Genomic DNA, 24,664 nt, shown 5'->3' on the forward strand with positions numbered 1-24,664 from the left:
TCACCCGCTCTTCACGAGCCGGGGCGCGAGGAGCAGGGCTCCGAGCCGCGACGCGACGAGCGGGTGCCCCGACACATCGGGCAGTCTGCGCAGAGCCGTCGTCATCGCCGTCGCGACGAGTGTGCCGACGAGCACACCGGCCGCGATGTCGTGCGGATAGTGCGCACCCACCCAGACCCGGGAGGCGGCCATGACCCCGGCGGCCACGATCGCGACGGTGCCGAGGCGGCGCGAGACGAAGAACAGGGCGACGCCCGCCGCCGCCGCGATGGCCGCGTGATTGCTGGGGAACGACCAGTCACCGGGAGCCGGGCACGCCTCCAGGGTCGCCACCCGCAGGCTCCGACAGGGCCGGTCCTCGCGCACCAGCAGCTTCAGGCCGAGATCCACGCCGTACGCCACGACCACGACGACCGGCACGGCGAGGGCGGCCAGAGCCGCCCCGGGGCTCTCGCGCCGGGCCCGCCACCAGCCCAGCAGCATCAGCACGGCGAACAGTCCGAGTCCGTACGTGGACCAGAAGGACACCAGAGCGTCGAGCCACGAGGGGGAGTCCTCGGCGAGATCGGTCACATACCGGTAGGCGGAGCCGTCGACCGACGAGCCGTCGAGCGCCAGGATCATCCCTGGGCCTCCCCGCCCGCCGCGCCCTGCCGGCGCGAGCGGTACAACTCGACGGCGAGCGGGGCCAGGGACACGAGGACGATGACCCCGATGATCGGGAGCAGATAGCGGTCGACGTTCGGGACGGAGGAACCCAGCGCGTACCCGCCGAGAGTGAGGCCGACGCTCCAGACGAGGCCGCCGGCCACCTGCCACACGGTGAAGGTCCGCAGCGGCACGCCCAGGGCGCCCGCCATCGGGTTCAGCACCGTACGCACGACGGGCACGAAGCGGGCCAGCACGATCGCCTTGGCGTGGCCGTACCGCTCCAGGAGTTCCTCGGCGCGGTGCGCGCCCGATTTCAGGCGGGGGGAGGAATCGCGGGCGAGCAGGGCACCGCCCGCCTTCCGTCCGATCAGATAGCCGGTCTGGGCTCCGGCGAGCGCGCCCACGGCCGCGGCGATCAGCAGCGGGGCGAGCGACAGCTTCACGCCGTTGTGCCCCGATCCCGTGCAGAGCAGTCCCGCTGTGAACAGCAGCGAGTCACCGGGAAGGAAGAAGCCGACCAGCAGACCGGTCTCCGCGAACATCACCACGCCCACCCCCAGCACGCCGAAGGCGGCGAGCAGGGACTGCGCGCTGAGAATATTCACGGCGAGGTCGGACGCTGTGAACATCGGTGCGGCCATCATCGCGGACCCTCTCATACTGGAAGGGGCGGGCGCGGTCGAAACCCGCGCCCGGCTGACTACAATTCTGTAGACGGTCTACTGAACTGTAGACGATGGTGGGGTGAGGATCGTTCCGATGAGCAGTGACAAGGACGAACGCCGACCGGCGGGCGAGCTGGAGGCCAGCGTGATGGCGGCTCTCTGGGCCGCGGGGGTGCCGCTCACGCCCGGACGCGTGCAGACCGAGCTGGACTCCGGTCTGGCCCGCACGACAGTGACGACGATCCTGTCCCGGCTGCACGAGAAGGGCATCGTCGGCCGTGAGCGGCTGGGCCGGGGCTACGCCTACTTCCCCGTCCAGGACCCGCACGGCCTCACCGCGCGCCGCATGCACACCGAGCTCGACCGTGACGACGACAGGGAGACCGCGCTGGCCCGCTTCGTCGCCCAGCTCAGCCCCGACGACGAGCGGCTCCTGCGGGATCTCCTGGAACCGGATCTCGGCACGCGCCCGGAACCGGGCGACGAATGATCCTTCTCCTGATGGTCCCCCTGCTCGTCCCCTTCGCGCTGGGACCGCTGGCCCGCCGCTGCCTGGACCGGCTCACCCCGGTCGCCGCGCTGTGGTCGGTGACCCTCGCGCTCGTCGTGCTGGCCGGGGCCTCCGTGGCCTCGCTCGGCGCGCTCGTCCTGACGGGCCTGCTCAAGATGCCCCTGTTCGCGGGCCTCGGCGACCTCGTCCACCCGCTGCGCACGGCCTCGGACCTCGTCGTCCTGCCCGCGGCGGCCGCCGCGACGGGCGCGCTCACCGTCGGCGCCTGGACCGTCGTCCGCTCGGCCCTGCGCCAGCTGCGTGCCTTCCGCACCGCGCGCAGCCAGGCCGACCGCCGTCCCGCCGCCGGCGACCTGTGCGTCATCGAGTCGCCGCACCCCGACGCCTACGCGCTCCCCGGCCGGCCGCACCGCATCGTCGTCACCACCGCGATGCTCCGCAGCCTCGGCGCCGACGAGCGCGAGGCCCTCTTCGCCCACGAGCGGGCCCACAACGCCGGCGGCCACCACCGCTTCCTCGTCGTGGCCGAACTCGCGGCCCACTGCCACCCGGCCCTGCGCACGGTCCGCGCCACCGTCGCGCTCGCGGCGGAGCGCGCCGCGGACGAGGCCGCGGCCGTCACCGTGGGGGACCGGAGGCTGATCGCACGGGCCATCGCCCGCGCCGCCCTGGCCGTCGGCGAGGCCCGCACCGGGCGCCCCGACTTCGCCCCCGCGGCCACCACGGGTCCCGTCCCCCAGCGGGTCGCCGCTCTGCTCTCCGTCCCCCGGCGCCGCCCTCGCGCCGCCGCCTGGATCGCCGTCCTCCTCGCCGCCTGCGCCGCCGTCTCGGCCGGAGCGTCGGGGGCGGGTGTCATCGCCTTCCACCACGAGGTCGAGGTCGCGCAGGGCGAGGAGACTCGCTGACGCGATCCCCGCCGGGAGTGGCCGAGGGGCCGGTCGCGGGTCACCGGCCGGGCGAGGTCGATGTCGGATTCTCGCCAGCCCCGGCCTCCGAGGTGCCCGATGCTTGAGGCATGCAGAACGGGATGCACACGGACACGGAGCGCTGCGTGCGTGCCGTCCAGTCGAAGGACGCGCGTTTCGACGGATGGTTCTTCACCGCGGTGACGACGACGAGGATCTACTGCCGGCCGAGTTGCCCGGTCGTGCCGCCGAAGCCCCGGAACATGACCTTCTACCCGAGCGCCGCCGCCTGCCAGCAGGCCGGGTTCCGGGCCTGCAAGCGCTGCCGCCCGGACACCAGCCCCGGCTCTCCCGAATGGAACCACCGTGCCGACCTGGTCGCCCGGGCGATGCGGCTGATCGGCGACGGGGTCGTCGACCGCGACGGGGTACCGGGCCTGGCCGCCCGGCTCGGCTACAGCACCCGCCAGATCGAGCGGCAGCTCCTGGCCGAGCTGGGCGCGGGACCCCTCGCGCTCGCCCGTGCCCAGCGCGCCCAGACGGCCCGGCTGCTCATCGAGACGACACCGCTCCCCATGGCCGAGATCGCCTTCGCCGCCGGCTTCTCCTCCATCCGCACCTTCAACGACACGGTCCGAGAGGTCTTCGCGCTGTCCCCGAGCGAGCTGCGCGCCCGCCTGCCCAGGAACCGGTCCGGGGCCGTGGCCGGGACCCCGGGCATGCCGGGCGTGCTGAATCTCCGGCTCCCTTTCCGGGCCCCGCTCAACCCCGACAACCTCTTCGGACACCTCGCGGCGACCGCCGTACCCGGGGTGGAGGAGTGGCGCGACGGCGCGTACCGGCGGACGCTGCGGCTGCCGTACGGGCACGGCGTCGCCGGTCTGACGCCGATGCCGGACCACATCGCGTGCCGGCTGGCCCTGAGCGACCTGCGCGACCTTTCCGTCGCGATCAGCCGCTGCCGCCGCATGCTGGACCTGGACGCCGATCCGGTGGCGGTCGACGACCAGCTGCGCACGGATCCGCTGCTGGCGCCGCTGGTCGACAAGGCCCCCGGCCGCCGGGTGCCGCGTACGGTGGACGAGGCCGAGTTCGCCGTACGGGCGGTGCTGGGCCAGCAGGTCTCCACGGCCGCCGCGCGGACCCACGCAGCCCGCCTGGTCACCGCGTACGGAGATCCGGTCGACGACCCCGGAGGCGGTCTCACCCACCTCTTCCCTACGCCGGAGGCGCTCGCCGCACTGGACCCCGAGTCGCTCGCGATGCCCCGCACCCGGCGCACCACGTTCACCACTCTGGTGGGTCAACTCGCCGAAGGAACCCTGCACTTGGGAGTGGAGAGCGACTGGGAGCAGGCACGGGCCAGGCTTCTGGCGCTTCCCGGCTTCGGTCCCTGGACCGCCGACGTGATCGCGATGCGCGCCCTCGGCGACCCGGACGCCTTCCTCCCCACCGACCTCGGAATCCGGCGCGCCGCACAGGAGCTGGGGCTCCCCTCCACCCCTGCCGCCCTGACGGCCCGTGCCGCGGCCTGGCGCCCCTGGCGGGCCTACGCGGTCCAGTATCTGTGGGCGACGGACAGCCACCCGATCAACTTCCTGCCGGAACAGGCACGCACCTCACGCACCAAGGACGCCCAGTGAAACGGCACACGGTCATCGACAGTCCCTACGACCCCCTCACGCTCGTCGCCGACGACGACGGCGTCCTGTGCGGTCTCCACATGGCCGGTCAGCGCCACCGTCCGCCGGAGGAGAGCTTCGGCGACCGCGACGACACCCTCTTCGACGAGGTGACGGAGCAACTGAACGCCTACTTCGAGGGCGAGTTGAAGGAGTTCACCGTCGAACTGCGCATGAACGGGACGCCGTTCCAGCGCAGTGTGTGGGACCAGCTCCGGCGGATCCCCTACGGCGGGACCCGGTCGTACGGCGAACTAGCCGAAGCGCTGGGCAACATGGGTGCCTCCCGCGCGGTCGGCCTCGCCAACGGCAAGAACCCGATCGGGATCATCGTGCCCTGCCATCGCGTGATCGGCGCGAGCGGCGGCCTCACCGGCTACGGCGGCGGCCTGGACCGTAAGCGGCAACTCCTGGACTTCGAGAGCGGATCGGCGCTCTTCTGACCGCTCTCACATCCCCGTCGGGCGGCGGTGCGCGGCGGCCATTGATCAGTACGGGTTGATAACAGACGACAACCGTTCCGGAGTTGGCGCTGTCTGAACCTCTATGAAGATCTCCTTTCTGCTCCACAACGCCTACGGGATCGGGGGCACGATCTCCACCACCTTCAATCTGGCCCGCGCGCTTGCCGCACGGAACGAAGTGGAGATCGTCTCCGTGCTGCGACACCGCGAGCGGCCGACTCTGTCCCTGGATCCCAGAGTCTCGTTAAGGTCGCTGGTGGATCTGCGGCAGGAGAAGGAGCACCCGTCGCATCTGAGACCGGCGCGGGTGTTTCCTCGCGCCGAGTACCGGTACCGGCAGTACAGCGAGTTGACCGACCGACGGATCGGCGAGTGCCTCGCGGCGACCGACGCCGATGTGGTGATAGGGACCAGGCCCGGGCTCAACGTGCATCTGGCGCTCCAGGCTCCGCGGCACGTCGCGCGCATCGGACAGGAGCACCTCACCCTGGACGGCCATCCGCCCCGGCTGCGTTCCGCCCTGCGCCGGGCCTATCGCCGGCTCGACACGCTCACCACGGTGACCGAGGCGGACGCCACCGCCTACCGGCGCAAGATGCGGTTGCCCGGGGTCCGGGTGGCGGCGCTGCCGAACAGCGTGCCGGAAGCCGTGCTGCCGCCTGCCGACGGCACCGCCAAGGTGATCATCGCGGCCGGCCGTCTCGTCCCCGTCAAACGGTACGACCTGCTCATCGAGGCCTTCGCGCCGGTCGCCGCCGAACATCCCGACTGGCGGCTGCGCATCTACGGCAGGGGCGAGGAGCACGAGAGGCTGCGGCGGCTCATCGCGGACCTCGGCCTGTACGACAGCGTCCTCCTGATGGGTGCGGCGACCCCCATGGAGGCGGAGTGGGTCAAGGGCTCGATCGCGGTGGCGGCCTCCGACTACGAGGCGTTCGGCATGACCATCATCGAGGCGATGAGCTTCGGTCTGCCGGTGGTGAGCACCGACTGTCCCCACGGACCGGGCGAAATCATCGAGGACGGCGTCGACGGCCGACTCGTGCCGGTCGGAGACCGCGACGCGCTGGGCGAGGCGCTGCGGGGACTGGTCCGTGACGACGAGTGGCGCCTGCGCGCGGGCCGTGCGGCCCGGAAGAACGCGCGGAGATTCGCTCCGGGCCCCGTCGTCACACAGGCGGAACGCCTGTTCGCCGAGGCCGTGTCGGCGAGAAGAGCGGGCCGGCCGGTCCAGCGGGAACGCTCCGGCGTGCAGCGCGTCCTGGTCAGCCAGGGCTTCGCCCTGCGCGACACCGCCCACGGCACGGCCGACGGTGTGCTGCGCACCCTGAGGAGGCAGCGATGAGCACAGACACGGACACGGAGACGCAGCCACACGTCGGCTGCGTGATCGGTGACGACGGCCGGATCACCTTCGACCTGCCGCCCGGGTCGCCCGAAGGGCAGCAGCTGCTGCTGCGACTGCGCCCGAAGAAGGGACAGCCCGAAAAGACGGTCCACGTCCTCGACTTCGAGCCCGCCGGCGAACGCCACTGCGCCGTCCTGAACGCGCGGCCCGTTCTCACGGAGGGCCGCTGGGACGTCTACCTGCTCCAGGAACCCGGATCCCAGCGGCAGCGTCCGCGCGCCGGCCTGCGCGATCTCCGCGCACTCGTCGACGGACACCGTCGCCCTCGGCCGTCCCCGCTCGCCGTCCGGATCCCGTACGTCACCAAGGACGGCCACCTCGCGGTGCGCGCCTGGCTGCGCGACGCCCACGCGGAGGCCGAGGGCATCGACGTCAGCGCCCGCTCGATGACGGTCAGGGCGCGCCTGCACGGCGCCTCGCTCCAGGAGGGATCCGTCGTGAGCCTGCGTCTGCGGGGTGCCGGCGCCACCGCTGTCACCGTGGAGCCACGTGCCGGGGACGACGGACGGAGCCTCTCCTTCACCGTCGACTACGCGGAGCTGGCTGCCGGGGCGCCGCCTGGGGGAGGCGTCTGGGACGTCTTCGTCCGTCCCGCGGCTCAGGCGCCCTCGATGCGCGTCGGCCGTCTTCTCGACGACCTGGCGGACCGCAAGAAGATCGTCGTCTACCCGGCGGCCGACATCGGCGGTACCGGCCTGCGCCCCTACTACACCGTCGACAACGACCTCTCCGTGGAGGTGACGGGGAAGCCATGACCTGTATGGCTCACCGGGGTCTTCCTCCCGGGTGACCCAGGTGGCGTGAGCCGCCCGATCACTGGTGTCTGTACGAAGGGAGAGCAGCCGGAGAGCGGGAGACCATGGAGCGGAAGTACAAGAGCCTCGCGACAGCCCGGGCCGCCGGGGTGGCCGGGGTGGCGTTCGCGATCCTGATGGCCGCGGCGATCGTGCTGGTGCGCGTCGCCCTGCCCGACGGCGGGGACAAGGTGACCCTCGACGCAGGACAGCGCGGTGGCGTCCGGACGGCGCTGGAACTGGTGCCGTTCGCCGGGATCGCGTTCCTGTGGTTCATGGGCGCTCTGCGCGAGCAGGCCGGCCGGGCCGAGGACCGGTTCGTCGCCACCGTGTTCCTGGGCAGCGGCGTGGTCTTCGTCGCCACCCTGTTCGCCGCCGCCGCGGCCGCCGGGACCGTGCTCGGCGAAAGCGGGCAGAGCCCTTCCTTCGGCAGCCACTTCGCCTACGCCCTGCTGACCACGTACGCCATGCGGATGGCCGCGGTGTTCGTCATCGCGACCTCGACCATCGGCCGCCGGCTCGGCGTCCTCCCGCGCCCGCTCGTCGTCGTCGGCTATCTGGCGGGCCTGACGCTGCTCGTGGCGGGAACGGGCGTGCCCTGGTCCGAGCTGGTCTTCCCGGCCTGGGCGCTGCTCCTCAGCCTGAACATCCTGCGAGGCCGCCCTCCCGCCGCGGCGCGGCCCGCCGCCCCGGCCTGACCGGGCCGCCCCGCTCGCCCGGCTGGAGACGCAGTTCGCCCTGGCGGAGCTGGCCAGGAGGCTGGAGAACCCACGACTGCTGGAGGACCCGCCCCCGTACCGGCAGAACGCCGTACTGCGCGGCCCGCGGCGCCTGCACCTCACCTGCGACGGAATCCGCCCCTAGGACCTGTCCGGCCGGTCGCGGGTCGTACCGGGGAGGCCCGGCCTGATGCCGACTAACCGCGGTCGCCCCGACCCAGGGTGTCCTCCAGCCAGTCGAAGACCACCTCGCAGTGCTGTTGCGGCGCCATCGGCGAGCAGTGCAGTTGGGCGCCTGCGGCCGCCCGCATCAGCCGGAACTCCTTGCGGGTGCGCAGCAGTTCGAAGAACTCGCGTGGCTGGCCCGGGTAGAAGATCTCGTCGTCGTAGTCGAGGACCAGTGTGGGGCACTTGATGCGGCCCACGATCCGGGTGATGTCGAGTGCCATGATCCGCTGGGCCGGTGTCCAGAAGTCGGTGAAGAGCCGGCCCTGCCGGGCGGCGAGCATCGCCGGGATCGAGAAGGGCTCGATCCGCTTCTTGAGGACGAACTGCTCGGACGGCGTCAGTTCGGGGGCGACCTCCTCGTTCCAGATACGGTTGGTCTCCGCCTTGTCCGGCGTCACGATGTCCCGAAGCTCCGCCGGGAAGCCCAGCCACGGGGCGAGGCAGCCCGGCAGCGCGGCCAGAGCGGCGATCCGGTGCTCGAAGGCCGCGGTGCGTGGTGCGAGGTCACCGCCCATGGAGAGGCCGGTCAGCGCGATCCGGCGGGCGTCGACGTCCCTGCGGCGCTCCAGCCAGTCCACGAGCGGCGAGACCACCTGCTCCCAGCGTGGGCTGAAGACGAGTTGGTCGACGAAGAGCAACTGGCCCTGGCCCGGGCCGTCGTAGACGAGCGCGTTCCAGCCGCGGGCGAGCGCGGCGGAGACCCCGTAGGTCCACATGTCGACGTTCGGGCCGTCGCTCCCGTTCGTGAGGATGACGGTCGGCCGGGGCCTTCCCGAGTCGTCGGGGCGGAAGAACCAGACAGGAATCGAGATCCTGCCCCGGTACGGGACCTGGTCGGTGATCGCCGCCGGCGTGCACAGCCGTGCGAAGGTGTCCCAGGACCGGCGCCCCGCCAGATAGAGCTTCTTCTCGTCACCCGGGGTCTCCGAGCCGAGCACGAAGAACAGCGCCTGCCCGTAGTACTGGGCGGCGCGCAGCGAGTGAGCGCGGTGGGTCTGCTTGTGAGGCGAGGCGGTGGTCGCCAGCCGGTCGCCCCAGCGGCGGAACTCCGCGGTATAGGTCTGCTCGCTCGCCCCGGCGGCGTTGATGGCGTTGACGGCGGTCAGCACCTCCCCGACCTCGGCCGCGCCGAACCCGGCGCCCCCGAGCGCGAGCAGCGCGTTGAAATTGAGCCCCGGGTCCGTGAACAATTGCATGGCACCGGGCGTCGGCGACGCGTCGGGTGCGGGAGCCGGGGCCGAAGGGCGGGCGTCACGCTCCGTCGCGAACGCCGGTGCCGAGCTCGCCGAGGCGGCTGACGCCGAGGCCGCTGACGCCGCGGACAGCGCGACTGTCCCCGCCCCTGCCGCGAGCCCGGCGAGCGCGCCCCGTCGGGTGAGCGTCTGCGCATGGTCTGTGTACGCGTTCGTCATGAGATCGAACGTAGGAGCAGGCTTTGCCACCGGCCGGCCCGCCGCTCCCGACGGTACTTCGAACGGACCCCTGGGAGCGCCGGAACGGCTTCCCGTGCAGCGACCGAGAAGAAGGGGCAATCCGGGCATTTCCAGATGCTTGATCCTAGGGTGGGGGCTGTGGACCGCCATCAGCGAGCGAGGGACGACGAGGGGAGCGCGGCGCGACTCCTGGCGCTGTCGGACGGCGTTTTCGCGATTGCGATGACGCTGCTGGCGCTGGACATCACGCTGCCTGCCGGGCTGGACCCCGCCGGGTTCGAGCGTGCGCTGGGGGATGTGATGCCCAACCTGTTCGCGTACGCCATCAGCTTTCTGGTCATCGCGGCGTTCTGGCGGGGCCACCACCAGATGTTCCGGTTCACACGGGAAGTCGACGGGACGGTCATCCGGTTCGGGCTGCTGAGCCTGGGGCTGGTCGCCCTGATGCCGTTCCCCACCACCCTGCTGGCCGGGTACGGGGACCGGCCGCAGTCGGTGGCCGCCTACTCCGGCGCCGTCGCGGCCGTGGGAGCCGCACAACTCGCGCTGGCTGTCGTGTTGTGGAAACGCCCGTGGCTCAGCAGCGAGGCACTGCCCGACTCCGTCGCCCGCAACGATGTGGCCGAACTGGCGTCGACGGTGGCGGTCTTCGCCATCGCGGTGCCGCTCGCCTTCGTGTCCCCGACGGGCGCGAAGTTGTGGTGGGTGGTGCTGATCCCCCTCAAGGCCGCGACGGGGAAGCGGGGCAAGCGCCTGCGCGCGGCCGGCCAATGATGAGCCGGACCAGCCGACCTTGCCGCATTGCAGCCGGACAAGGCATTCGTGGCTATCGGTTCGCCGCGTGCAGCCGGCGCAGCAGTTCCGGCAGGGCGGTGCCGATCGGTTCGCGGATCACCTCGTCGGCGAGTTCGTCGTACGGGGTCGGCTCGGCGTTGACGATGACGAGCCGGGCCCCGTGGTCGGCGGCGACGCCCGCGAGGCCCGCTGCCGGCTGGACCTGGAGGCTGCTGCCGACGGCGATGAACACCTGGCAGGCCTTGGCGATGGCGGCGGCCTGGCCGAGGACGACGGGGTCGAGTCGTTCACCGAACATGACGGTCGCCGGCTTGAGGATCCCGCCGCACTTGAGACAGGCCGGATCGTCCTCACCGGCGTCGACCCGGGCGAGGGCGTCGTCCATGGGCCCGCGTGCGTGGCATCCGGTGCACACGAAACTCCGTGCGGTGCCGTGCAGTTCGAGCACCTTGCGGGCGGGCATCCCGGCGAGCTGGTGCAGTCCGTCGACGTTCTGTGTGATGACCCGCACAGGCACCCCGGAACGCTCCAGCTCGGCGACGGCCCGGTGCGCGGTGTTGGGCTCGGCCCGCAGCGCACCGCTCTCCCGCCGCATCAGCCACGCCCGGCGCCTGATCCCGGGATCGCCCATGTAGTACTCGTACGTGACGAGCTTCTCGGCCTCGGGATCCTTCCGCCAGAGCCCGTTGGGGCCGCGGTAGTCCGGGATCCCGGAGTCGGTGGAGATGCCTGCCCCGCTGAGGATGGCGACGAGTGGCCTGTTCACGGACATGAAGGTACGGGGCTCGCCTGCCCGGAGCGACCGGATATTGGGCGCGGCTGGTTCTGCCGCTGCGCTCGGATCCACATCCGCGTCCACTGTCCGCCGCTTGCGAAGCGGAACAAGCTCACCTCGGAGCCCTGCCGGCGCACGCAAGTGGTCCCGGCCCCGGGCTTGATGCCCGGGGCCGGGACCATTTAACGGCCAGTGATTCCGCGTCGGCCAGAACTTCAGAAGGCGCTGTTGCTGCAGTCCGTGGTGGAGCCGATGTCGGTGACCTGGGCACCAGGGTTGCCCTCGCCGCCCAGCAGGTTGCCGCCCAGGCCGTTGGCCACGCCGACCTGGCCGAGGACGTCCAGGTTCAGGTCGTGCGACTTGCAGGAGGCGTGCTGCTTGACGGTGAACCCGTCGCCGTGGCCACCGGCGTGGGCCGTGCCGCCCACGAGTCCGATGCTGCCGATCGCGGCGATCAGGACGGCAACGTTGCGAAGCTTGCGCATGTCATCTCCGATGGAGTGAGTGGGTGCGATCTGGGGAAGATCGACTTTTACAATTCCGGGAGATTAGTTCGGAATATGCCGAAACGGGCATTGGCGCGCCGAGTCTCATGATCGCGCAGCAAGAGCACCCGAAAGCCGTAGCGCATGCGAACGGGCCCGTCCGCGGCCACCCGATGAACACCGCCGGCCTCATGCGGTCGATGGGCAGGGTCGGTGAATGACCAGTCGCAGCCGCGACCGCGTCGCAGACGTCCGCAGCGTCGTGGTCACGCACATGCCCGACTACCGGATCGAGTCCGGCGTGCGCCGGCAAGAGCCCTGCCGCGATGGAATGGCTGTTCTGACATGGGGCGTCAAGCCGCGTTCACGGCCTCTTCCGTGCTGCGGGCAGCCGCCGTTCGGATCACCCGAGGCGGCCCTTCAGGTGATTGCCGGACGCCTCATGAGACAGGCAGGCCGGCGCAGGGGTAAGACGTCTCGGCAGAGGACGAACCCGGAACGCCGTGAGGAGCTTGGCGATGTACGCAGCAGTCCGGCGGTACGAAGGGGTCACCGATTCGGCCGAGGCGGCACGTCTCGTGAACGAGGGGTTCGTGGCGCTCATGCGCCAGGTCTCCGGCTTCGTCGCCTACTACTGGATCGATGCCGGGGGCGGAGTGATGGTCTCGACCAGCGTCTTCCAGGACCAGGCCGGTGCCGAGGAATCGATCGCGAGGGCCGCGGACTTCGTACGGGACAACCTTGCGTCACTGCTCCCCAATCCTCCCCAGGTCATGGCCGGCGAGGTAGTGGCTTCAGGGTGAGACGGCCTCCCGCGTCCGCACGTACCACCCGGACCGTCTCGCTGGTTGCCGACCGTCAGCAGCACCTTGCCGATGAGGCGGTCGACTCGTCCGGCGCGTCCTCGCTCGGGGCTGTGCAGCAGGTGCTGCCCTGCTGCTTGGCCAGGGAGCCGGCGTCGGCCTTCACGACGTAGACCTCCCAGGGTTCCTCTCCCGGGCCGTGGACCCAGACCTTGTCCTGGAGGGCGTAGCAGCAGGTGGTGTCGTTCTCCTCGACGGTGGCCAGCCCGGCCTCGGCCAGCCGGGCGGTGGCCGTGTGTACGGCCTCGGTCGTCTCGACCTCGACGCCGAGGTGGTCCAGGCGCGTGTCCTCTCCCGCGGGACCTTCGACGAGGACGAGCTTGAGCGGGGGCTGGTCGATGGCGAAGTTGGCGTAGCCGTCGCGGAGTTTGGCGGGCTCGGTGCCGAAGAGCCTGGTGTAGAAGGCGATGGACGCGGCGAGGTCGGGGACGCGGAGGGCGAGCTGGACGCGGGACATGGTGAGCCTCCTGCTGGTGATGGGCGGGGTGGTGGGTCAGCAGCCGCCGGAGGAGGCCGGGGCGCCGATGCCGATCCGGAGCGTGGCCGGGGTCGCGCAGCAGCCTTCGGTGTCGCTGTCCTGCGCGGCGGCGGGGGCGTCGAACAGGCCGGCGCCGCCGCAGACCCCGGTCTCCGGCAGGGTCAGCTCGACCCGCTCGGCGGCCTCCTGGTCGCCCGCGATCGCTGCGGCGATGGAGCGGACCTGCTCGTAGCCGGTCATCGCCAGGAACGTGGGGGCGCGGCCGTAGGACTTCATGCCGACGAGGTAGACGTCCTTCTCCGGGTGGGACAGCTCGTTGACGCCGTGCGGGTAGACGGTGCCGCAGGAGTGCTGGTTGGGGTCGATGAGCGGGGCCAGTTCGGTGGGTGCCTGGAGGCGCTCGTCGAGGCCGAGGCGGAGCTCGGACAGGAAGGACAGGTCGGGGCGGAAGCCGGTGAGGACGATGACCTCGTCGACCGGGTCGAGGCGGCGGCCGTCCTCGCCGACGAGGACCAGGCGGCCGTCGGTGGCGCGCTCGACGGCGTCGGTGCGGAAGCCGGTGACCGCGTCGGCGTGACCCTCGTCGACGGCGGCCTTGGCCGCGAGGCCCAGGGCGCCGCGGGCGGGGAGCTGGTCGGCGGTGCCGCCGCCGAAGGTGGAACCGGAGATGCCGCGGCGCAGGATCCAGACGCCCTTGGTGCCGGTGCCGTCGTCGGACCTGGCGAGGCCGGCGAGGTGGGCGAGTGCGGTGAAGGCGGAGGCGCCGGAGCCGATGACCGCGGTGCGCCTGCCCGCGTACCGGGCGCGGACGGCCGGGTCCTTGAGGTCGGGCACGCGGTAGGTGATCCGGTCGGACGCGGCCTTTTCGCCGAGGGCGGGGAGGCCGCTGCCGCCGGCCGGGCCAGGGGTGGTCCAGGTGCCGGAGGCGTCGATCACCGCGCGGGCGAACAGCCGCTCCTCGCGGCCGTCGGCGTGGGTGACGTGGACGACGAACGGCTGGGCCTCGCGGTCGGCGTCCACGATCCGGTCCCGGCCCGAACGGGACACGCCGGTGACGGTGGCGCCGAAGCGCACCCGCTCACCGAGGGCGTCGGCGAGCGGCTGGAGGTACTGCTCGGCCCAGTCTCCGCCCGACGGATACGTGGCCGAGTCCAGCTTCGCCCATCCCGTCGGGGCGAGCAGCTTCTCGGCGGCCGGATCGGTGACCTCTCCCCAGGTGGAGAACAGCCGGACGTGCGCCCACTCACGCACGGCCGCACCGGCGACAGACCCCGCTTCCAGCACCAGCGGGGTGAGACCACGGTCGACCAGGTGGGCAGCGGCGGCGAGTCCGGCGGGGCCGGCTCCGATCACGACGACGGGCAGCTCGGTGGTGACTGGCGCGTTCACGCTCGACTCCTCGGTAGTTCGACATCCGTCGATGGCTTGCTCGGCCAGCGTGGCACCTGATTCGATAAACGTCAACATAGACAGTCATCTAATCCACCCGCATGGTGGGGGCCTTCGAGTGGCCGTTCCGGCTCTCGTCAGGCTGGTTCGACGTATGTCAACATAGATGCATGTCGAACATGAAGGCGTTGCCGCTGCTGGAGCCCGCCGACCGAGCCGTGGAAGCGTGCTGCCCACCGCTCACCGAGCGGCCGTTCACCGCCGAGGAGGCGGAGACGGCCGCGCGGATGTTCAAGGCCCTCGGTGACCCGGTGCGGCTGCGGCTCTTCTCCGCCGTGGCCTCGCGCGAGGGCGGCGAGGCCTGCGTGTGCGACATCTCCGACGTCGGCGTCTCCCAGCCGACCGTCTCCCACCATCTGAAGAAGCTCAAGGAGGCCGGGCTGCTCACCTCGGAGCGGCGCGGCACCTGGGTGTACTACCGGGTCGAGTCGTCCGTGCTCGCCTCGATGGGCCGGCTGCTGGTCATCGCCCCGGCCGCGGCCTGACCGTGGCCGGGGAGACGGGGAGCGTCACCGCGCCCGGCCTGGCCGTCGAGTCGGGTGCGACCCTCATCCGGCGGGCTGCTCGGCCTTGTTCCGGCCGGGCGTGAAGATGAGCGCCACCAGCGCCAGCCCCACCACGGCGCCGATCAGCTGCATGCCGATGAACCCCGGAACCGAGCCGGGCGCGATGCCCGCGAAGGTGTCGGTGAAGGCGCGGCCGATCGTCACCGCCGGGTTGGCGAAGGACGTCGACGACGTGAACCAGTAGGCGGCGCCGATGTACGAGGCGACCGCGACGGGGGCGAAGCGCAGCCGGTCGGTGCGGGCCAGCCCGAAGATCAGCAGGATCAGTCCGGCTGTCGCGACGACCTCGCCCAGCAGCAGATGCCCCGCCGAGCGATCGTGCGTGGACCACTTGACCAGCGGTTCGCCGAACATGGCGTCGGCCAGGACGGCGCCCGCGATCGCGCCGACGATCTGGGCGGGGATGTAGGCGGCCGCATCACGCAGAGGGACTCCGGCGCCGCCGCGACGGGCGGTCCACCACTCGGCCAGGGTGACGGCCGGGTTGAAGTGCGCGCCGGACACCGGACCCAGCAGAAGGATCAGGACCCCGAGGCCGAAGACGGTGGCGGTGGAGTTGGCGAGCAGTTGCAGGCCGACGTCCCTGGTCAGTTCGGTGGCCTGGATACCGGAGCCGACCACGATCGCGACCAGGGCCGCGGTGCCGACCAGCTCGGCCGCCGCCTTGGCGATCAGCGGGGGCGCCTGGGGTGGAGTGGCGCCCGGGGCGGGCTCCGGGGCGGCAGCGGAAGGGGCGGCGGCAGCGGAGGGGGTTGGGGCGGATGCCGCGGCGCCGTCGCGCTCGGTGGCCTCGGTGGCGGTCAACAGGACTCCTCGTTGCATACGGATCCCCGCGTGGGCGGGAGTCAGGGGCAGGACCGCTTGACGTTGTTCTCGACGGTGGCGCGCGCGGCCTCCGCCAGGCCGGCGAACTGGCCCGCGAGGGAGGCGATGACATCGGGCCTGAGCCGGTAGTAGGTGAACCGGCCGCACGGCTCCGTGTCGACGACACCGGCCTCGCGCAGCACCTTCAGATGGTTGGAGAGGTTGGTCTGACTGGCTCCCGTCTCCTCGATCAGGTGCGTGCTGCAGAGCGTTTCCCCGGCGAGCAGGGTGACGATCCGGAGCCGGAGCGGGTCGGCCAGAACCCGCATCAGATCAATGTCGACCGACGTCATCATGGGCTGATACTGTCACATCACTCCAGCCTGATACCAGCGTGGAATGATTCCTGGGTCCTGTATCCCCGCGCAGGCGGGGACCCGCGCCTTCTTGTGAAGGAAGAACGATGTCCTCCAACCCGCTCGCCTCCGTGCTCTTCGTCTGTGTCCACAACGCCGGGCGCTCGCAGATGGCCGCCGGATTCCTGAACCACCTCGCGGGCGACCGGATCGAGGTCCGCTCCGCCGGATCGATCCCGGGCGACCGGGTCAACCCCGCCGCCGTCGAGGCCATGAAGGAAGTCGGCGTCGACATCGCCGACGCCGAGCCGAAGATCCTCACCACCGAGGCCGTCCAGGCGTCCGACTACGTCATCACCATGGGCTGCGGCGACGCCTGCCCGGTCTTCCCCGGCAAGAAGTACCTCGACTGGGCCCTCGAAGACCCGGCCGGCAAGGGCGTCGAGTCCGTCCGCCCCATCCGCGACGAGATCAGGACCCGTATCGAGGCACTGATCGCCGAGATCGACGCGACGCAGCAGGCGTGACGTCCGCGGCCCGCGTCGGGCCACCAGGGTGCGGATCGCGCGTCCACCCGGAGGGATTTCGGGGCCGGGCGCGCGGGCGGCGCGGGAACGGCGGATCCCGTGGGTACGCTCGCGCCCCGACGGCAGCGTCCCACGGCCGTCCCACGGCGGTGTTCCGAGCGGACGTAGGAGAAGACCCATCACCGAGCCGAAGTCCGAGGAGAGCGGACCCGCTCCCGGTGAGCGGTCCGCCGGGGCCGAGGCCACGCCGGGCAAGCAGCCCACGGAGGCCGAGCAGCTGAGAAACATGCTGGCCCAGCCCGCCTACCGGCGGGCACTGGTGTTCTGCGCCCTGATCGGTGTCCCGGTCTCGCTGGCCGCGTTCTGGTTCCTGGTGCTCCTCCACGAACTGGAACATCTGATGTGGGAGCAGTGGCCGCACGATCTCGGGTGGTCGCAACCGCCGTGGTGGTGGCCGCTTCCCCCGATGCTCCTGGCAGGGGTGCTGGTGGGCCTGATCGTGGCGTGGCTTCCGGGCCGGGGCGGACACATTCCGGCCTCGGGCCTGCACGCCGGCGGGGTGGCGGCCTCCGCTCTGCCGGGCGTCGCGCTCGCCGCCCTGACCGGCCTTCCGCTGGGAGCCGTACTCGGCCCGGAGTCGCCGCTGATCGCCCTCGGCGGAGGTCTGGCCCTGCTCTTCCGGGATCTCGTACGGGTCCCCGCGACCCCGGCGAGCACGGCGCTGCTCGGTGCCGCGGGCGCCGCCGCGGCCATCTCGGCGATCTTCGGCAGCCCCTTGGTCGCCGCCGTGCTGCTGATGGAGGTCGCCGGCGTGGGCGGGCCGCAACTGTTCGTGGTGATGCTGCCCGCGCTGCTCTCCAGCGGCGTCGGCGCCATCGTCTTCACCGGTTTCGGCGACTGGACCGGCCTGCAGACCGGCAGCCTCGAGATCGGACTGCCCGCGCCCGCGACCCTCGACATCGGGGACGTGGTCTGGTCGGTGCTCATGGCGCTGGTCATCGGGGTCGGCGTCCACTGGATCATCGTGGGCGGCCGGTACGCGGCCCGCTCGGTGTCCGCGCACACGCTGCGGACCACGGTGCTGTGCGCGCTCGGCGCGGGCGGCTGCGCGGCGCTCTACGCGGCCGTCACCGGGCGCTCGCCCGCCGAGGTGGCCCTGTCCGGCCAGACCGCCCTCGCCCAGCTCGCCGCCCACCCGCACGCGTGGTCGGCCGGCAGCCTGGTGGCCGTGGTACTGCTCAAGTCCATCGCGTACGCACTGTGCCTGGGCAGCCTGAGGGGCGGTCCCGTGTTCCCCTCGCTGTTCCTCGGCGGCGCGACGGGCGCCCTGCTGGCACCGCTCCCGGGCTTCGGTGTCGTGCCGGCCATGGCGGCGGGCATGGCCGCCGCTTCCGCCGCCGCGCTCAGGCTGCCGGTCAGCTCCGTGGTTCTGGTCGTGCTTCTCGTGGGCAACTCGGGAACGGTCCCGGTGGTCGTGCTCGCCGCCGTGGTGTCCTTCGTGACCGTGGAACTGCTTCCGCAGGGCCCGGACATCCCGCCGTTCAGGGCCGCAGCCGGTCGAGCGCCTCGTCCAGCGTCGTCGCGGCCATGATGAGGGACAGATGGGTGAAGGCCTGCGGGAAGTTGCCCAGCTGCTCCCCGCTGGGGCCGATCTCCTCGGCGAACAGACCGACATGGTTGGCGTACGTCTGCATCTTCTCGAACGTGTAGCGGGCCTGGGGAAGCCGTCCCGCCCGGGCGAGCGCGTCGACGTACAGGAACGTGCAGAGGCTGAACGTCCCTTCGGAGCCGCGCAGTCCGTCGGGCGAGGCCTCGGGGTCGTAGCGGTAGACGAGGCTGTCGGAGACGAGGACGCGGTCCATGGCGTCCAGGGTGCTCAGCCAGCCGGGGCTCTGCGGGGAGACGAAGCCGACGCGGGGCGCCAGCAGCAGGGAGGCGTCCAGGACGTCGCCGTCGTAGTGCTGGACGATCGCCTGCTGCTTGTCGCTCCAGCCGCGCGCCATCACCTGTTCGAAGATCGCGTCCCGGGCCGCGGTCCAGCGGACGGTGTCGGCCGGTCTGCTGAACTCGGCGGCCAGCTTCAGGCCCCGGTCGAAGGCGGCCCAGCACATCACCCGGCTGTAGGTGAAGTCCTTGCGCCCGCCGCGGGTCTCCCAGATGCCCTCGTCGGGCCGGTCCCAGGAGCCCGCGAGCCAGTCGAGGATGCCGGCCAGCCCCTTCCAGCCGTGGTATCCGGCCCGCTCACCGACCGAGCGGCCCTCGGCCAGGGCGTAGAGGGCCTCGCCGTAGATGTCGAGCTGCAACTGGTCGGAGGCCGCGTTGCCGACGCGTACCGGGGACGAGCCGCGGTAGCCCTCGAAGTGCTCCAGGATCTCCTCCGTCAGATGCGGGTCGCCGTCGACCCGGTACATGATCTGGAGGACTTCGTCGTCCGGTCCTTCGCGCGCCTCCAGGCGGTCGCCGATCCAGCGGGTGAACTGGTGCGCCTCCTCTTCGAAGCCGAGGTCGAGCAGCGCCCGCACCGACAGCGAGCCGTCCCGCACCCACGTGTACCGGTAGTCCCAGTTGCGCTCACCGCCGACCTGCTCGGGCAGCCCCATGGTGGCGGCGGCGACCGGCGCGCCTGTCGGGGCGTAGGTGAGGAGCTTGAGGGTGATGGCGGAGCGGTGCACCATCTCCGTCCAGCGGCCCCGGTAGTTCGAGGTGCGCACCCACTTCTGCCAGAAGTCGACGTTGTTCCACAGGTCCTCGGTGACCCCGTCGATCGTGGGCGGCGGCGGCGCCTCGCCGTCGGGCCCGCACATCGTGAACACCACGGCCGCCTGCTCGCCGTTGTCGAGGGTGATGCCGCCCCGGACGTCCTGCCCGTCGCGCTCGAACGGGATGTTGCCCTGGAGGTAGGCGGTCGCGCCCGGGGACCGGAACGTCGCCGTGCCGGGGGTCAGGTCGAGTTCGTGGGTGGCCCGCGCGTAGTCGAACCGCGGCCGGCACTCCAGAGCGAAGTGCACGGTGCCGCGCACCGAGCGGACGACGCGCACCAGACTGTGCCGGTCGGTCGGGGTCGGGCCCGGCAGGACCGGCATGTAGTCGATGATCTCGCCCACGCCGTCCGGGGACATGAAACGGGTCACCACGAGGGCCGTGTCCGGGTAGTAGAGCTGCCGCCAGGTTCCCTCGGGGTGGTCCGGCGCGAGGCGGAAGTAGCCGCCGCCGTCGTGGTCCAGCAGCGAGGCGAAGACACTGGGGGAGTCGAAGCGTGGTGCCGGGAACCAGTTGACCACGCCCTGGGACGACACCAGGGCCGCGGTCTGCAGGTCCCCGATCAGACCGTGGTCGGCGATGGGCGGATAGCGATCCATGCTGGCCTCCTCGTCAGGCTCGTCAGGCCGCTTCGGCCTTGACGCGGCCCGAGCTGACGGCGTCGACGAGTGTTTGGTGGTCCTTCTCGTTCTGGTCGGCGTAGCGCTCGGCGAACGGGACGAGCGCCCGGTCGAAGACGTCGCCCCCGCCCAGATAGGAGGCGATGGCGATCCGGTCGCCCGACCTCGCGTGCGCGCGGGCCAGCGTGGCACCGCACAGCTCGCCGAAGGCGCGCATACCGGACGGCACCATGAGCTCGGGTTCGGCGATCCCCTTCCAGTCCCTCAACTGCCGTACGTAGAAGTCCCGTCGGCGGCCGTCGATGCCGTCGGCCCGCTCCCAGCCCAGAAAGATGTCACTGGTGGCCTGCATGAGCCGCTGGCCGGCCACCACCCGCTCGCCCTGGGTCCGGTACTCGCTCGCGCCGGCGTAGGGCGCCAGCACCGACTCGCCCGCCTCCTTGGCCTGGAGCAGCAGCGGATCCGAGCCGTCCCGGCCGAGCAGGAGGATGATCCAGCACCGGGTGCCCACGCTGCCGACCCCGACCACCTTGCGGGCCACGTCGGCGAACCGGTACTGATCCAGCAGGAACCGCCGGTCCGAGTTCAGACTCCGGCCGTAGCGCCCGATCAGTCCGCGGAGCTGCTTCTCCAGGGCGCCGCGTTCCATGTCGGGAAGCAGATCCTGCAGCGGCACGACGAGCGGCGGGTCCGCGGCGATCAGGGCCTGGCCGTCGACCATGTGCGTGAGTTTGTTGAACGCCTGGAGGCTGTCCCGGCTGCGCGCCTTGTCGGTCGTCCTCTTCCAGCGGTCGCGGCTCCGCGCGCTCAGCTCCCCGGCGATATGGGTCCGTACCCAGTCCTCGTCGAAATGCGTGTACCACACGGGGAGATTGCCGAGCCCGGCGAAGCGTCTCATCCACTCGCGGTACGACCGCACCGTCGTACGGACGATGTCGGCACGCTCCTTGCCGCTGAAGCCGTTCGCCCGGCCCGCGATGACGAAGCTGGCGGACAGCCGCTTGACGTCCCATTCCCAGGGGCCGGGCAGGGTCTCGTCGAAGTCGTTGATGTCGAACATCATGCGGCGCTCCGGGGAGGCCAGCAGCCGGAAGTTCAACAGATGCGCGTCACCGCACAGTTGTGCCCTGATCCCGGACCGGGGCGTGCCGGCGAGGTCCGCGGCCATGATGGCGGCGGCCCCGCGGTAGAAACGGAACGGCGACTCGGTCATCCTGCCGTAGCGGATCGGTACGAGTTCGGGCACCCGGGTCGCGGACTGCGCCTCCACGATGTCCACCGGGTCGGGCCGCTTCGGCGCCGGGGTGAAGTCGGAGTGGCTGGAGCGCGGCACGGCGGACCGGGCGGCCTTGCCGAGCGCGGCGCGCTCCGCCGGGGTGTGGTGCGGGGGATGGCTGCCGGCCGGGTGCTTGGGGGTCATCGCAGACGCTCCGCGAGGTGGTACACCGACACGCGCGGCGCCGGTGCGGGCGGTGGCGGTTCGGCGGGGGATGCACCGCGCCGATGCCCGGGAGGAAGGCTCTGGTCGAGGAAGTGCGGAGGGCCGGCGACGCGCGGCTCGCCGACCACTGGCTTCGGCGGCGTACGGGTGGTCGCCGGCCTACGGGTCGTGGTGGGGAGGGGCCCGGTCCGGTCACCAAGGTAGCTCCGGGCCATGTGTCCGGCGAGTTGGGCCGATCGGGCGAGCCCGGGCCGGAGGGCCGCGACGGGGTGCCGCGCGGGCCGGGCACAGAGCCACTGCGCCGCCCCGCCGCACGGGGAGGGTGCCGTCGGGCGTACGGGGAGGGTGCCGGACTTCGTCGTGGCGGGCGGGGCACCGGATTTGTGGACGTGCGCGGGGGAGGTGACCATGAGGGCATGCGCGCTGCCGCGGCTCCGGGTCACGCGAGACCACGCGGGGTCGGCCATGGTCCTTGACCTGCTGCTCATCGGTCTGGCGATCGCCCTGGACCCGCTGCCGGTCACGGGATTCGTGCTGGTGCTGTCGTCGCGCAAGGGGATCTGGAAAGGCCTCGCCTTCATCCTGACCTGGCTGGCCTCCTTCGTCGCCATCATCGCCGCCGTGCTGGCCATGACCGGCGGCGAGCCGCCGCCCCCGAGATCCGCGCCGTCCACGGCGGCGCTGGCCGCCAAGCTGGCCATCGGTGTCGGACTCGTCCTCTACGCGGAACGCACCCGGCGCAACATCGGCAAGCGGCCGAAGTCCTCCGGCTTCATGTCCCGGACCGAACAGATCTCCTCCTGGGCGGCGGCCGGGCTCGCGCTGCTGCTCCAGCCGTGGGGGATGGTCGCGGCCGGCGCCGCCACCGTCGTGGACGCCGAGCTCGGTCACGCCGCGTCGTACGCGGCCCTGATGGGCTACGTCCTGCTGGCCACTTCCAGCCTTCTGACGATGGAGCTCTACGCGACGTTCGCCCCGCGAACGGCCCATGTCCGGCTCGGGAAGCTGCGCGCCTGGATGGAGCGGCACCAGGACAAGGCGCTGGTGTCGCTGTTCCTCTTCCTGGGGCTGTGGCTGGTCGGCAAGAGCGTCTACCAGCTGACCGCGTGAACCACCCGAACGGCCCGAACGGCACCGTTCCCGGCGGCCGGAGAAGACGTCGTACCGAAATGCGGCGGCTTCCGTCCGGTGCTGCAATGGCATGGACCAGGGGCAGGGGAAAACCATGACCGTGCAGGGGTGAAGCCGTGAGCGAAGATGAATTCGTCGAGATGGGACCGATCGACTATATCGTCGTGGAGTTTCCCGGTAACCGAATGACGGGTGAGGGACTTCCGATCCTGGTCGATCTGGTGGATCGCGGCCTCATTCGGATTCTCGACCTTTTGTTCGTGAGAAAGGACGCCGACGGATCCGTGGCCGGAATGGAGATCGCCGACTTCGACGGCGACGGAGCCCTCGACCTCGCCGTGTTCGAGGGCGTGTCCTCCGGTCTGCTGGGCGAGGACGACATCGAGGAGGCCGGGAAGGCGCTGGAGCCCGGCAACGCCGCCGGAATCCTCGTCTACGAGAACGTGTGGGCGGCGCCCTTCGCCACCGCGCTGCGACGCGGCGGCGCCCAGATGGTCGCCTCCGGGCGCATCCCGGTGCCGGCCGTGCTGGCCGCGCTGGAGGAGACGGACGCCGGATAGACAGCCGGCACACGCACGAGACCGGCAGCGGCCCCGCACCGAGTGAGGTGCGGGGCCGCTGCCGGCCGGAGACTCCGGGGAGATCGCGGGCGGCTACGCGGTACGGGCGTCCCGGTCCGATCCGACGCACAGTGCCCAGATGACGAAGGCGTCGATGGCGATCAGGACGCTGGCCCACACCGGGGAGTACGGCAGCCACATGAAGTTGGCGACCATGGACAGCCCCGCCAGGGTGATGCCGACGATCCGGGCCCACAGCATGCCGCGGAACACGGCGACGCCGGCGAGGACGACCAGGACGCCCAGGGTGAGATGGATCCATCCCCAGCTCGTCAGGTTGAAGGTGTAGACGTAGTTGCGGGTGGTGACGAACACGTCGTCCTGGGCGATGGCGGCGATGCCCTGGAATATCGCCATCGCCCCTCCGAAGATCATCATGACTCCGGCGAAGGCCATCCAGCCGGACACCCACGCCCCCGAACTGCCGGCGGTTCCCTGCCGGTGCATACCCGTCGTAGCCATAGCGAGCTCCTCCTGCGTAGATCTCACCACTGACCGGGCGACGGCCGGTGGCCCACATTTCAGCTTGCCATGGGAATGACGGACCGGCAGATCGTCGGAAATCGCGCCCGATGAGGGAGCGATCGAGGTGCGGGGGAATCCGTTCGGTGCTCCAATGGTTCTGCCCGACGCGCCGGGACGAATTCGGCGCACTCAGGGGATCGAACCCCTATCGGGCTCGTTCCGTATGTCTCGTGTCGGAAAGGAAACCACCGTGCCAGGTCTCCTCCGCGGGGTCGCCCGCACCGCCGTGGTGGCCGGTACGGCCACCGCCGTCTCGGGCCGTGTGTCCCGTCGTCAGCAGGGACGATGGGCACAGCAGGAAGCCCAGCAGCAGTACCAGGAGCAGCCGCCTCCGCCTCCGCCCCCCGCGCCGGCCGACGAGATGACCAGCAAGATCGATCAGCTCAAGCAACTCGGGGACCTCAAGGCCCAGGGCGTGCTCACCGAAGCCGAGTTCGAGACACAGAAGGCCCGCATCCTCGGCTGACCAGCGTCCTTCGCCGGGTGGTGGGCGGACTCGCTGTCAGCCCACCCGGTGGCCGTTCTCCAGTTCCGCCGTGCCCGAACCCTCCGCCAGGACGTCGAGCGCGGCGAGGACGCGACGGCCCGAGGCGCCCGACAGGTGAGCGGTCACTTCCTCGCGGTGCACCAGCCGCCAGGACAGCAGCTCCTCCTCCTGGAGCCGGATCGCCTTGAGTTCCCGCTCGCCGAGCACCCCGCCGTCGTACAGATAGGCCACGATCGGCGGGCGCTCCGGCCCCAGGACCCAGTCGACCGCCAGCAGCCGTCCGAGCTCCACGTCGAGGCCGATCTCCTCGGCCGTCTCGCGGCGCGCACCCCGCCGCGGGCTCTCGCCGGCGTCCGATTCCACCGTTCCGCCGGGCAGGGTCCAGCCCTCGCGGTAGTTCGGTTCGACGATCAGTACCCGCCCCTCGGCGTCGCGGAGGAGGGCGGCGGCCCCGACGAGGACACGGGGCAGGCCGGCGATATACGCGGCGAAGTCCGGAGTGGTCACCCCACGAAGGGTAGC

28 protein-coding genes and 1 pseudogene are annotated in these 24,664 nt (G+C 71.4%); 16 read left to right on the top strand and 13 right to left on the bottom strand.

All coding sequences use genetic code 11. The features are described 5' to 3' along the window. Together OG485_RS33955 and OG485_RS33960 are read right to left on the bottom strand one after the other, a co-directional pair. Positions 1 to 624 carry a phosphatase PAP2 family protein gene (locus OG485_RS33955; protein WP_328672400.1) on the bottom strand — a complete coding sequence of 208 codons (624 nt, stop codon included), beginning with the start codon at positions 622 to 624 and terminating at the stop codon, positions 1 to 3. Beyond that, entirely contained in the window at positions 621 to 1,292 is a 672-nt protein-coding gene (locus OG485_RS33960; protein WP_443048961.1) for a DedA family protein, read from the bottom strand. Before OG485_RS33960 ends, OG485_RS33955 begins: the two co-directional genes overlap by 4 nt. A 118-nt stretch (positions 1,293 to 1,410) precedes the next feature. On the opposite strand from OG485_RS33960, the gene OG485_RS33965 reads away from it, so the two are divergent. The 8 genes and pseudogenes from OG485_RS33965 to OG485_RS34000 form a co-directional block, all read left to right on the top strand. Beyond that, a complete protein-coding gene (locus OG485_RS33965; RefSeq protein ID WP_326784669.1) occupies positions 1,411 to 1,806 on the top strand; it encodes a BlaI/MecI/CopY family transcriptional regulator in 396 nt (131 codons plus the stop codon). Continuing rightward, positions 1,803 to 2,732 carry a M48 family metalloprotease gene (locus tag OG485_RS33970; protein WP_328672402.1) on the top strand — a complete coding sequence of 310 codons (930 nt, stop codon included), beginning with the start codon at positions 1,803 to 1,805 and terminating at the stop codon, positions 2,730 to 2,732. The genes OG485_RS33965 and OG485_RS33970 overlap by 4 nt, the downstream gene beginning before the upstream one ends. Positions 2,733 to 2,842: 110 nt before the next feature. Further along, a complete protein-coding gene (locus OG485_RS33975) occupies positions 2,843 to 4,375 on the top strand; it encodes an AlkA N-terminal domain-containing protein (protein WP_328672403.1) in 1,533 nt (510 codons plus the stop codon). Continuing rightward, complete coding sequence (locus OG485_RS33980) at positions 4,372 to 4,857, top strand: methylated-DNA--[protein]-cysteine S-methyltransferase (RefSeq protein WP_328672404.1); 486 nt, start codon at positions 4,372 to 4,374, stop codon at positions 4,855 to 4,857. The genes OG485_RS33975 and OG485_RS33980 overlap by 4 nt, the downstream gene beginning before the upstream one ends. A gap of 103 nt (positions 4,858 to 4,960) precedes the next feature. Further along, positions 4,961 to 6,223 (top strand): glycosyltransferase family 4 protein, encoded by a 1,263-nt coding sequence (locus OG485_RS33985; protein WP_328672405.1) that lies wholly within the window; start codon positions 4,961 to 4,963, stop codon positions 6,221 to 6,223. Next, complete coding sequence (locus OG485_RS33990; protein ID WP_328672406.1) at positions 6,220 to 7,041, top strand: transferase; 822 nt, start codon at positions 6,220 to 6,222, stop codon at positions 7,039 to 7,041. Before OG485_RS33985 ends, OG485_RS33990 begins: the two co-directional genes overlap by 4 nt. Positions 7,042 to 7,145: 104 nt before the next feature. After that, on the top strand, positions 7,146 to 7,778 hold the full coding sequence (locus OG485_RS33995) for a hypothetical protein (RefSeq protein WP_328672407.1): 633 nt from the start codon (positions 7,146 to 7,148) through the stop codon (positions 7,776 to 7,778). 7 nt (positions 7,779 to 7,785) lie between these two features. After that, positions 7,786 to 7,944 (top strand): annotated as a pseudogene (locus tag OG485_RS34000) (cytochrome P450); the annotation flags it as partial. A 52-nt stretch (positions 7,945 to 7,996) separates the two neighbouring features. On the opposite strand, the gene OG485_RS34005 reads toward OG485_RS34000, so the two are convergent. Then, positions 7,997 to 9,439: an alpha/beta hydrolase family protein gene (locus tag OG485_RS34005; protein WP_328672408.1), complete on the bottom strand. Its 1,443-nt coding sequence runs from the start codon at positions 9,437 to 9,439 to the stop codon at positions 7,997 to 7,999. Between the two features lie 159 nt (positions 9,440 to 9,598). On the opposite strand from OG485_RS34005, the gene OG485_RS34010 reads away from it, so the two are divergent. Next, positions 9,599 to 10,234, top strand: coding sequence for a TMEM175 family protein (locus tag OG485_RS34010; protein WP_328672409.1), 636 nt, complete (start codon positions 9,599 to 9,601; stop codon positions 10,232 to 10,234). Positions 10,235 to 10,286: 52 nt separating this feature from the next. On the opposite strand, the gene OG485_RS34015 is transcribed toward OG485_RS34010, so the two are convergent. Both OG485_RS34015 and OG485_RS34020 read right to left on the bottom strand, forming a co-directional pair. Then, a complete protein-coding gene (locus tag OG485_RS34015; RefSeq protein WP_328672410.1) occupies positions 10,287 to 11,021 on the bottom strand; it encodes an SIR2 family NAD-dependent protein deacylase in 735 nt (244 codons plus the stop codon). 224 nt (positions 11,022 to 11,245) lie between these two features. Further along, a complete protein-coding gene (locus OG485_RS34020; RefSeq protein WP_328672411.1) occupies positions 11,246 to 11,515 on the bottom strand; it encodes a hypothetical protein in 270 nt (89 codons plus the stop codon). Between the two features lie 518 nt (positions 11,516 to 12,033). Between OG485_RS34020 and OG485_RS34025 the strand changes: the two genes are divergently transcribed. Further along, a complete protein-coding gene (locus tag OG485_RS34025) occupies positions 12,034 to 12,318 on the top strand; it encodes a hypothetical protein (RefSeq protein ID WP_328672412.1) in 285 nt (94 codons plus the stop codon). Between the two features lie 55 nt (positions 12,319 to 12,373). Here the strand turns inward: OG485_RS34025 and OG485_RS34030 are convergent, their stop codons facing one another. Both OG485_RS34030 and OG485_RS34035 read right to left on the bottom strand, forming a co-directional pair. Then, the gene (locus OG485_RS34030) at positions 12,374 to 12,835 is read right to left on the bottom strand and encodes an ArsI/CadI family heavy metal resistance metalloenzyme (protein ID WP_328672413.1); all 462 of its coding nucleotides are present in this window, start codon (positions 12,833 to 12,835) and stop codon (positions 12,374 to 12,376) included. Positions 12,836 to 12,871: 36 nt separating this feature from the next. Further along, entirely contained in the window at positions 12,872 to 14,245 is a 1,374-nt protein-coding gene (locus tag OG485_RS34035) for an NAD(P)-binding domain-containing protein (RefSeq protein ID WP_328672414.1), read from the bottom strand. A 170-nt stretch (positions 14,246 to 14,415) separates the two neighbouring features. Here OG485_RS34035 and OG485_RS34040 point away from each other — a divergent pair, with 170 nt between their 5' ends. Next, positions 14,416 to 14,790 carry an ArsR/SmtB family transcription factor gene (locus OG485_RS34040; RefSeq protein ID WP_328672415.1) on the top strand — a complete coding sequence of 125 codons (375 nt, stop codon included), beginning with the start codon at positions 14,416 to 14,418 and terminating at the stop codon, positions 14,788 to 14,790. 63 nt (positions 14,791 to 14,853) lie between these two features. On the opposite strand, the gene OG485_RS34045 is transcribed toward OG485_RS34040, so the two are convergent. Further along, positions 14,854 to 15,675, bottom strand: a complete 822-nt coding sequence (locus OG485_RS34045) for an MIP/aquaporin family protein (RefSeq protein ID WP_328672416.1) — start codon at positions 15,673 to 15,675, stop codon at positions 14,854 to 14,856. A gap of 41 nt (positions 15,676 to 15,716) precedes the next feature. Continuing rightward, a complete protein-coding gene (locus OG485_RS34050) occupies positions 15,717 to 16,031 on the bottom strand; it encodes an ArsR/SmtB family transcription factor (protein WP_328672417.1) in 315 nt (104 codons plus the stop codon). Between the two features lie 107 nt (positions 16,032 to 16,138). Between OG485_RS34050 and OG485_RS34055 the strand changes: the two genes are divergently transcribed. Together OG485_RS34055 and OG485_RS34060 are read left to right on the top strand one after the other, a co-directional pair. Further along, positions 16,139 to 16,558, top strand: a complete 420-nt coding sequence (locus OG485_RS34055; RefSeq protein ID WP_328672418.1) for an arsenate reductase ArsC — start codon at positions 16,139 to 16,141, stop codon at positions 16,556 to 16,558. Positions 16,559 to 16,844: 286 nt separating this feature from the next. Next, complete coding sequence (locus OG485_RS34060) at positions 16,845 to 18,149, top strand: chloride channel protein (protein ID WP_328672419.1); 1,305 nt, start codon at positions 16,845 to 16,847, stop codon at positions 18,147 to 18,149. Here OG485_RS34060 and OG485_RS34065 read toward each other — a convergent pair. Together OG485_RS34065 and OG485_RS34070 are read right to left on the bottom strand one after the other, a co-directional pair. Further along, positions 18,100 to 19,917, bottom strand: a complete 1,818-nt coding sequence (locus tag OG485_RS34065) for a glycoside hydrolase family 15 protein (protein WP_328672420.1) — start codon at positions 19,915 to 19,917, stop codon at positions 18,100 to 18,102. The two genes, OG485_RS34060 and OG485_RS34065, sit on opposite strands and share 50 nt — an antisense overlap. A 22-nt stretch (positions 19,918 to 19,939) precedes the next feature. Continuing rightward, positions 19,940 to 21,358 carry a DUF2252 domain-containing protein gene (locus OG485_RS34070; protein WP_328672421.1) on the bottom strand — a complete coding sequence of 473 codons (1,419 nt, stop codon included), beginning with the start codon at positions 21,356 to 21,358 and terminating at the stop codon, positions 19,940 to 19,942. Positions 21,359 to 21,844: 486 nt separating this feature from the next. On the opposite strand from OG485_RS34070, the gene OG485_RS34075 reads away from it, so the two are divergent. Beyond that, complete coding sequence (locus OG485_RS34075; RefSeq protein ID WP_328674757.1) at positions 21,845 to 22,489, top strand: GAP family protein; 645 nt, start codon at positions 21,845 to 21,847, stop codon at positions 22,487 to 22,489. A 161-nt stretch (positions 22,490 to 22,650) separates the two neighbouring features. Next, positions 22,651 to 23,070 (top strand): DUF6325 family protein, encoded by a 420-nt coding sequence (locus OG485_RS34080; RefSeq protein WP_328674758.1) that lies wholly within the window; start codon positions 22,651 to 22,653, stop codon positions 23,068 to 23,070. Positions 23,071 to 23,163: 93 nt separating this feature from the next. Here the strand turns inward: OG485_RS34080 and OG485_RS34085 are convergent, their stop codons facing one another. Further along, complete coding sequence (locus OG485_RS34085) at positions 23,164 to 23,592, bottom strand: DUF7144 family membrane protein (protein ID WP_328672422.1); 429 nt, start codon at positions 23,590 to 23,592, stop codon at positions 23,164 to 23,166. Between the two features lie 253 nt (positions 23,593 to 23,845). Here OG485_RS34085 and OG485_RS34090 point away from each other — a divergent pair, with 253 nt between their 5' ends. Next, complete coding sequence (locus OG485_RS34090; RefSeq protein ID WP_328672423.1) at positions 23,846 to 24,121, top strand: SHOCT domain-containing protein; 276 nt, start codon at positions 23,846 to 23,848, stop codon at positions 24,119 to 24,121. A gap of 36 nt (positions 24,122 to 24,157) precedes the next feature. On the opposite strand, the gene OG485_RS34095 is transcribed toward OG485_RS34090, so the two are convergent. Next, entirely contained in the window at positions 24,158 to 24,649 is a 492-nt protein-coding gene (locus tag OG485_RS34095; protein WP_328672424.1) for an NUDIX hydrolase, read from the bottom strand. Positions 24,650 to 24,664 lie beyond the last annotated feature (15 nt).

The sequence above is a fragment of the Streptomyces sp. NBC_00328 genome (genome assembly GCF_036139655.1).
In the GTDB taxonomy this organism is placed as follows: Bacteria; Actinomycetota; Actinomycetes; order Streptomycetales; family Streptomycetaceae; genus Streptomyces.

Coding starts and splice junctions, on each gene's coding strand:
- OG485_RS34030 (WP_328672413.1), bottom strand. CDS start 12,835: ATGTCCCGCGTCCAGCTCGCCCTCCGCGTCCCCGACCTCGCCGCGTCC.
- OG485_RS33960 (WP_443048961.1), bottom strand. CDS start 1,292: ATGGCCGCACCGATGTTCACAGCGTCCGACCTCGCCGTGAATATTCTC.
- OG485_RS34040 (WP_328672415.1), top strand. CDS start 14,416: ATGTCGAACATGAAGGCGTTGCCGCTGCTGGAGCCCGCCGACCGAGCC.
- OG485_RS34050 (WP_328672417.1), bottom strand. CDS start 16,031: ATGATGACGTCGGTCGACATTGATCTGATGCGGGTTCTGGCCGACCCG.
- OG485_RS33970 (WP_328672402.1), top strand. CDS start 1,803: ATGATCCTTCTCCTGATGGTCCCCCTGCTCGTCCCCTTCGCGCTGGGA.
- OG485_RS33995 (WP_328672407.1), top strand. CDS start 7,146: ATGGAGCGGAAGTACAAGAGCCTCGCGACAGCCCGGGCCGCCGGGGTG.
- OG485_RS34080 (WP_328674758.1), top strand. CDS start 22,651: ATGGGACCGATCGACTATATCGTCGTGGAGTTTCCCGGTAACCGAATG.
- OG485_RS34065 (WP_328672420.1), bottom strand. CDS start 19,917: ATGGATCGCTATCCGCCCATCGCCGACCACGGTCTGATCGGGGACCTG.
- OG485_RS34020 (WP_328672411.1), bottom strand. CDS start 11,515: ATGCGCAAGCTTCGCAACGTTGCCGTCCTGATCGCCGCGATCGGCAGC.
- OG485_RS33985 (WP_328672405.1), top strand. CDS start 4,961: ATGAAGATCTCCTTTCTGCTCCACAACGCCTACGGGATCGGGGGCACG.
- OG485_RS33990 (WP_328672406.1), top strand. CDS start 6,220: ATGAGCACAGACACGGACACGGAGACGCAGCCACACGTCGGCTGCGTG.
- OG485_RS34075 (WP_328674757.1), top strand. CDS start 21,845: ATGGTCCTTGACCTGCTGCTCATCGGTCTGGCGATCGCCCTGGACCCG.
- OG485_RS34060 (WP_328672419.1), top strand. CDS start 16,845: ATGCTGGCCCAGCCCGCCTACCGGCGGGCACTGGTGTTCTGCGCCCTG.
- OG485_RS34055 (WP_328672418.1), top strand. CDS start 16,139: ATGTCCTCCAACCCGCTCGCCTCCGTGCTCTTCGTCTGTGTCCACAAC.
- OG485_RS34025 (WP_328672412.1), top strand. CDS start 12,034: ATGTACGCAGCAGTCCGGCGGTACGAAGGGGTCACCGATTCGGCCGAG.
- OG485_RS34070 (WP_328672421.1), bottom strand. CDS start 21,358: ATGACCCCCAAGCACCCGGCCGGCAGCCATCCCCCGCACCACACCCCG.
- OG485_RS33955 (WP_328672400.1), bottom strand. CDS start 624: ATGATCCTGGCGCTCGACGGCTCGTCGGTCGACGGCTCCGCCTACCGG.
- OG485_RS33975 (WP_328672403.1), top strand. CDS start 2,843: ATGCAGAACGGGATGCACACGGACACGGAGCGCTGCGTGCGTGCCGTC.
- OG485_RS34085 (WP_328672422.1), bottom strand. CDS start 23,592: ATGGCTACGACGGGTATGCACCGGCAGGGAACCGCCGGCAGTTCGGGG.
- OG485_RS34005 (WP_328672408.1), bottom strand. CDS start 9,439: ATGACGAACGCGTACACAGACCATGCGCAGACGCTCACCCGACGGGGC.
- OG485_RS33965 (WP_326784669.1), top strand. CDS start 1,411: ATGAGCAGTGACAAGGACGAACGCCGACCGGCGGGCGAGCTGGAGGCC.